Raw genomic sequence first — 6,109 nt, 5'->3', positions numbered from 1 at the left:
AGCCTGATGGCGTATTTACTTAAAGCTGTGATTACCTTGTTTTGGTTATTGGTTGTTTTGCGTGTTCAAGCGATATTTCCGGTGGTTATAGCGACGGGGTTCCACCTCTTCCCATTCCGAACAGAGAAGTTAAGCCCGCCCGCGCCGATGGTACTGCACACCCGCGGGAGAGTAGGTCACCGCCATTTTCAAGAGAGCCTGAGTTCTGAAAAGAACACAGGCTCTCTTTTTTTTGCGTTATAGTTTGACTAATCAGACCATCAACTAATCAACAGTGGGTAGTGTGCAGTGCGGGAAAATCCCCCGATTTAGGTATTGTCAAAGTGGCGGGAAAGCGCTACCTTTGCTTAAGAATTCGAGAGGAAAAATCTCTCTCAAAACTAAATTGTAATACCTCAACGAAATGCAACAAATTCCTACGCTGCTTCTGGCATCGGTGTGCGCATTTTCTGCTCACGCTGCACTGCCCGACAATCCTCCGACGACACTTTCTCACCCACTTTCGGCCACGGAAAAAACGGCCGCTACGCCCGCTGAACTGGGCCGCTACATCGCACTGTCACCAGCTGAGAACACCGAAGCCAATATCACCGGACACGTCCTGGACGCCAAAACCGGCCTGTATCTGCCTGCGGTGAAAGTCGAAATCCGCGGACGCCATCTCTCCACAATGACCGACGCCACCGGCCACTTCTTCCTGAAAGACGCTCCTGTCGGCGCGCTCGAAGTGGAGTTTAATGCGACCGGCTACCGAACCTTGGTAAAGAAAATAGAGACCCGCGCCAACCACAGCCTATTGCTCAATGTGGAACTTGAGGCCGACGAAATACAGTTGAGTGACGTGGTCGTTTCGGCGACCCGCAATGTGACCAAGCGCCGGCAGGCTCCTACGCTCGTGAATGTCATGGACCTCAAGCTCTTCGACCGCGTACAGAGCACCGACATCTCGCAAGCCCTTACCTTCCAACCCGGAGTGCGCGTTGAAACCAACTGCCAGAACTGCGGTTTCTCCCAAGTGCGCATCAACGGACTCGAAGGTCCTTACAGCCAAATCCTCATCGACTCCAAGCCGGTGTTCAGCGCCCTGGCCGGGGTCTACGGTTTGGAGCAACTCCCCACCAATATGATTGAGCGCGTCGAGGTGATGCGCGGTGGCGGTTCGGCCTTATACGGCAGTTCGGCCATCGCGGGTGTCATCAACGTCATCACGAAAGAACCACTCACTTCCTCGGCCACCCTTTCTCACGACCTTCGAGGCATGGGCGGGCTGAACCGCTTCGAAAACACGACAAACCTGAACGCCACCTACGTTTCCGACAACAATCGCCTCGGTTTCACGCTTTTCGGACAACTCCGACACCGTGCCGGCTACGACCATGACGGCGACGGCTACACAGAGACACCGAAGCTCGATGGGCGCAATGTGGGTTTCCGTGCCTTCGCCAAGTTTACCGACTATGCCAAACTCACGGCCGAACTCCACGGCACGCAAGAATTTCGACGCGGAGGCGACCTTTTGGAAAACCAACCCCATAACGCCCACATCACCGAGCAGTTGCAGCACGCCAATGTCAGCGGAAGTTTGGGCTATCAACAGACTTCCGTCGACGGCCGACACCACTTCAATGCCTACGCCTCCTTGGCCAAGGTGGTGCGCGACAGCTATTACGGCGGAGGAGAAGTCTTGGTGAGCGAATATCTTAAGAAAGCCCAACACACGCCCCTGACTCCCAACGAACTGGAAGACATGAACAAGCGTCTCACTTCCTATGGACGCACGAAGGGCGAAACCTCTGTCTTCGGTGCGCAATATGCTTACGACTTTGACCGCTTTCTCTTCCTCCCCTCGCAGCTTACGCTCGGTGCGGAACTCAACAACGACTGCCTCGAAGATATCAGCGGCTACCGACCTGCGCCCATCGTGCAAAAAATGCACAACCAAGGCTACTTCCTTCAAAACGAATGGCGCAACGAGCAGTGGAGCCTCCTCCTTGGTGGACGCCTCGACAAGCATTCCCTCCTCGCCAAAGCCATCTTTTCACCGCGCGCAAGCGTTCGCTTCAACCCTACGCATGACCTCGTCCTTCGCGCCAATTTCAGCACCGGATTTCGCGCCCCGCAAATCTTCGATGAAGACCTGCATGTCGACAATGCTGGAGGCGAACTCATCACCATACGCAACGCTGCCGACCTCCACGAAGAACGCTCGAAAAGCTTGAGCCTCTCGGCCGACTGGTATGGGCATTGCGGCAACTGGAATTTCAACATCATGGTCGAAGGGTTCTACAACCACCTTACCGATGCTTTTAGTCTCGAACAGAAAAAAGAAATCATCGGTGGAAAAGAGTGGACCATCAAGACCCGCACCAACTCCGATGGCGCAAAAGTCTTCGGTGCCAACCTCGAAGGTCGCTTGGCCTATGCGCGTCTTTGGTCGCTCCAAGGCGGACTCACGCTTCAAAAGAGCCGTTACGACAAAGCACAGAAGTGGAACGACGAAGACAGCTACGAGACCCGCCGATTCTATCGCACGCCGGACACGTACGCCTACTTTGTCACCACGCTCACGCCGCTTCGTGGTTGGGAATTTTCGCTCAACGGTACCTATACCGGTTCCATGCTCGTGGGCCACGAAGTTCCGCTCGACGAGCACGGCAATCTGGCCGAATTTGCCGGCCGACCCGCTGCCACCATCGTGGAGAAGCGTTTGCAGTACGGACCTGGACAGACGGCCACTATCGCAGGTCCCCGCACCTTCAAGACGCCTTCCTTCTTCGAGATGGGCGTGAAAGTGCAATACACGCTGCCGGTCTATAAATACTACACCCTTCAACTCCATGCCGGTGTCCAAAACATCCTGAATGCCTTCCAGGACGACTTCGATCGTGGTCCCGGCCGAGATTCGGCCTACGTCTACGGCCCCCGTGCCCCGCGCAGCTTCTTTGCCGGATTTAAGTTCAACTACTAAGTCGCCTTTTTCGGGCTTAACACTTTCCCCTTCGGCCGAAAAAGCCGGAGGGGATTTTCTTTCCCTTTTTCCGCTGTTGAAGCCTCCATCTGTCTCATTCTCAATTCTAAGGAGTTGTCAAAAAGATATAGTGGAAAATTTTGAAAGTTTTCCACTTTTTGTTGTAATCATCTGATAATGAGGGATTGTTCTCATTTGTTTTGATGAAAAGTTTTCCGTTTTGTGTTTCTTTTCTTTGCTATTGGAAAATGTGTGTGTTCTTAAAAATAAAACTCGTTTTCCTTTTTTGCTCGAAAAAAACATCTTATCTTTGCGGACGAAAACCCAATTCCCCCATCAAAATGAGCACTGAAAACTTCTTCATCACCAAGCGCGACGGCTCTTCCGAGCCTTTCTCTCTTGAGAAAATCAAGGGCGCTATTCTAAAGGCGTGCAATGCTGCCGGTCAGCCCATCAATGCCGAACAACTGGCCAAACTTGTGGAGCGGCTGCGCTTCTGCAACGGAATGAGTGTCGAAGACATTCAAAACCAAGTGGAAGTCGCTCTCATGAGCGAACATCTCTTCAAGGCTGCCAAGGCTTTCATCGTCTATCGAAAAGAACATACGGACGACCGTGAGACGGCAGCCAAGCTCCGCTTCCTCATCGACTACTGCAACGCACGAAATGCCGCTACCGGCTCAAAGTTTGATGCCAACGCCAATGTCGAAAACAAGAACCTTGCCACACTGATTGGTGAAATCCCCAAAGGAGATTTCATACGCCTCAATCGACGCCTTCTGTGCGACAAAATTAAGCAAATGTATGGCCGCGAAACGGCCGATCGCTACCTCTATCTGCTCCAGCAACACTACATCTACAAGAACGACGAAACTTCCCTCGCCAACTACTGTGCCTCCATCACGATGTACCCGTGGCTGCTCAACGGCACCAAGAGCATCGGTGGCAACTCCACCGCCCCCACCAACCTCAAATCGTTCTGCGGAGGATTTATCAACATGGTTTTCATCGTGAGTTCCATGTTGAGCGGCGCGATTGCCACGGTGGAATTTCTGATGTATATGAGTTATTTCCTCGCCAAAGAGTATGGCGACGACTATCATCTTCGTGCCGATGAAGTGGTGGACGGAAGCCTCCGCAAGCGCACCCTCGACAAAGTTATCACCGACTGTTTCGAACAAATCGTCTACTCCATCAATCAGCCCACCGGAGCGCGAAACTTCCAAAGCGTCTTCTGGAACATCAGTTACTACGATCGCTACTATTTTGAGTCCCTCTTCGGAGAATTCTACTTCCCCGATGGTTCGCGCCCCCAATGGGAACCGCTCAACTGGTTGCAGAAGCGCTTTATGAATTGGTTCAACGAGGAGCGCACGAAGACCGTCCTCACTTTCCCCGTCGAAACGATGGCACTCCTCACCGATGGCAACGACGTCCGCGATCAGGAATATGCCGACTTCACCGCAGAGATGTACGCAAAGGGCCACTCGTTCTTCACTTACATGAGCGACAGCGCCGACTCCCTCGCCTCATGCTGTCGCTTGCGCAACGAAATTGCCGACAATGGCTTCTCCTACAGTCTGGGAGCCGGCGGCGTTTCCACCGGTTCCAAGTCCGTGCTCACCGTCAATATCAACCGCTGCGTACAGCAAGCCACGCGCGAGGGACGCAATTACGTGGAATATCTGGACGGCATCATCGATCTGATGCACAAGGCGCAAATGGCCTACAACGAAAATCTCGACTGGATGCGTCAGCGAGGATTGCTCCCGCTCTTCGATGCCGGCTACATCAACATCAAGCGGCAATACCTCACCATCGGTGTCAACGGCATCGTCGAAGCGGCAGAAAGCCTCGGTATCACCATTGGCGACAACGCGGAATATCAGCAGTTTGTCGAAAACATCCTCTCGCTCATCGAACGCTACAACAAACAATATCGCACTAAAGAGCTCCTTTTCAACTGCGAAATGATTCCTGCTGAAAACGTCGGCGTCAAGCACGCACGATGGGACAAGGAGGCCGGCTATTTTGTCCCGCGCGACTGCTACAACTCCTACTTCTACGTCGTCGAAGACAAGAACATCGACCCCATTGCCAAGTTCCGCCTCCACGGCCGACGGTACATCTCCCATCTCACCGGAGGAAGTGCCCTCCACTGCAACCTTGAGGAGCACCTCTCCCAGTCGCAATATCGACATCTCCTCCGCGTCGCCGCCATCGAGGGGTGCAACTATTTCACCTTCAACATCCCCAATACCCTCTGCAACGACTGTGGTTGCATCGACAAGCGATACCTCACCGAGTGTCCGAACTGCAAGAGCCACAACGTAGACTACCTCACCCGTATCATCGGCTACCTCAAGCGCGTCTCCAACTTCTCCGTCGACCGTCAGAAGGAAGCCGCCCGTCGCTACTACGGTGTCCTGCCCCGCGTAGAGGTCTGACCCCTTCCCTCCTTTTTCTAAGCAAGATGTCCGGAATGAATGAACACGACATTCGTTTCGGACATCTTGCGAACAAGGGAGGCAAAGATAGTATCAAAGTAGAGAACAACCTACGGATAAGATAGATACGATTAATTTTGAACACCTACTTATGCTCAAATACGTCAACCACGACATCGTTTTCCAAGAGTTTCCCGACGAGGTCACGCTCGCTGTCAATCTTTCGCGCTGCCCTTGCGCCTGCCCCGGCTGCCACAGCATCTATCTTTGGGGCGATGTCGGAGAAGAACTCACCGAAGACCGCCTTCTCGCTCTGGTCGAAAGTTACGGTCCGACCATCACCTGTGTCGCGCTGATGGGAGGCGACGGCGACCCCGACCGTGTCCTTGAGTTGCTCCACCACGTCCGCTCTCTGCATCCTCACCTACACACCGGCTGGTACAGCGGCCGGCAGCAACTCCCCGCCGGCTTCGACCCCCTCACCGCCCCAACTTACGTCAAACTCGGACCCTGGCGCGCTGAACTCGGCCCCCTGTCGTCACCTACCACCAACCAGCGCCTCTTCCGCTACGCACCCGATGGCACAGCTGTCGACATCACCTCTCGTTTCCGCCGCAAAGGCTTCCCCACGTAGAACCCCATTGTTCGCCCACGAATGAACCGGCAGCGGAGTCCCCAACGAGGCTGATTTTAG

General features: G+C 53.9%; 3 protein-coding genes and 1 rRNA gene. All 4 read left to right on the top strand.

The window, feature by feature from the left end; translation table 11 throughout:
* Nucleotides 1-77 precede the first annotated feature (77 nt).
* The 4 genes from rrf (at nt 78) to H8527_RS09570 (ending at nt 6,049) form a co-directional block, all read left to right on the top strand.
* A 5S ribosomal RNA gene (rrf, locus tag H8527_RS09585) occupies nt 78-188 on the top strand.
* Between the two features lie 215 nt (nt 189-403).
* On the top strand, nt 404-2,968 hold the full coding sequence (locus H8527_RS09580) for a TonB-dependent receptor (protein WP_187547742.1): 2,565 nt from the start codon (nt 404-406) through the stop codon (nt 2,966-2,968).
* A 341-nt stretch (nt 2,969-3,309) separates the two neighbouring features.
* Nucleotides 3,310-5,415, top strand: a complete 2,106-nt coding sequence (gene nrdD, locus H8527_RS09575) for an anaerobic ribonucleoside-triphosphate reductase (RefSeq protein WP_187547740.1) — start codon at nt 3,310-3,312, stop codon at nt 5,413-5,415.
* A 151-nt stretch (nt 5,416-5,566) separates the two neighbouring features.
* Nucleotides 5,567-6,049, top strand: a complete 483-nt coding sequence (locus H8527_RS09570) for an anaerobic ribonucleoside-triphosphate reductase activating protein (protein ID WP_187547738.1) — start codon at nt 5,567-5,569, stop codon at nt 6,047-6,049.
* The last annotated feature ends 60 nt before the right edge of the window (nt 6,050-6,109 follow it).

Origin of the sequence: Alloprevotella sp. Lung230, assembly GCF_014385435.1 — a bacterium.
Lineage (GTDB): Bacteria > Bacteroidota > Bacteroidia > Bacteroidales > Bacteroidaceae > Alloprevotella.
This window is presented reverse-complemented; position numbering and strand designations above follow the sequence as displayed.

What these genes read in the sequence shown, in the direction of transcription:
- H8527_RS09580 (WP_187547742.1), top strand. Translation starts at nt 404, where the DNA reads ATGCAACAAATTCCTACGCTGCTTCTGGCATCGGTGTGCGCATTTTCT.
- nrdD (WP_187547740.1), top strand. Translation starts at nt 3,310, where the DNA reads ATGAGCACTGAAAACTTCTTCATCACCAAGCGCGACGGCTCTTCCGAG.
- H8527_RS09570 (WP_187547738.1), top strand. Translation starts at nt 5,567, where the DNA reads ATGCTCAAATACGTCAACCACGACATCGTTTTCCAAGAGTTTCCCGAC.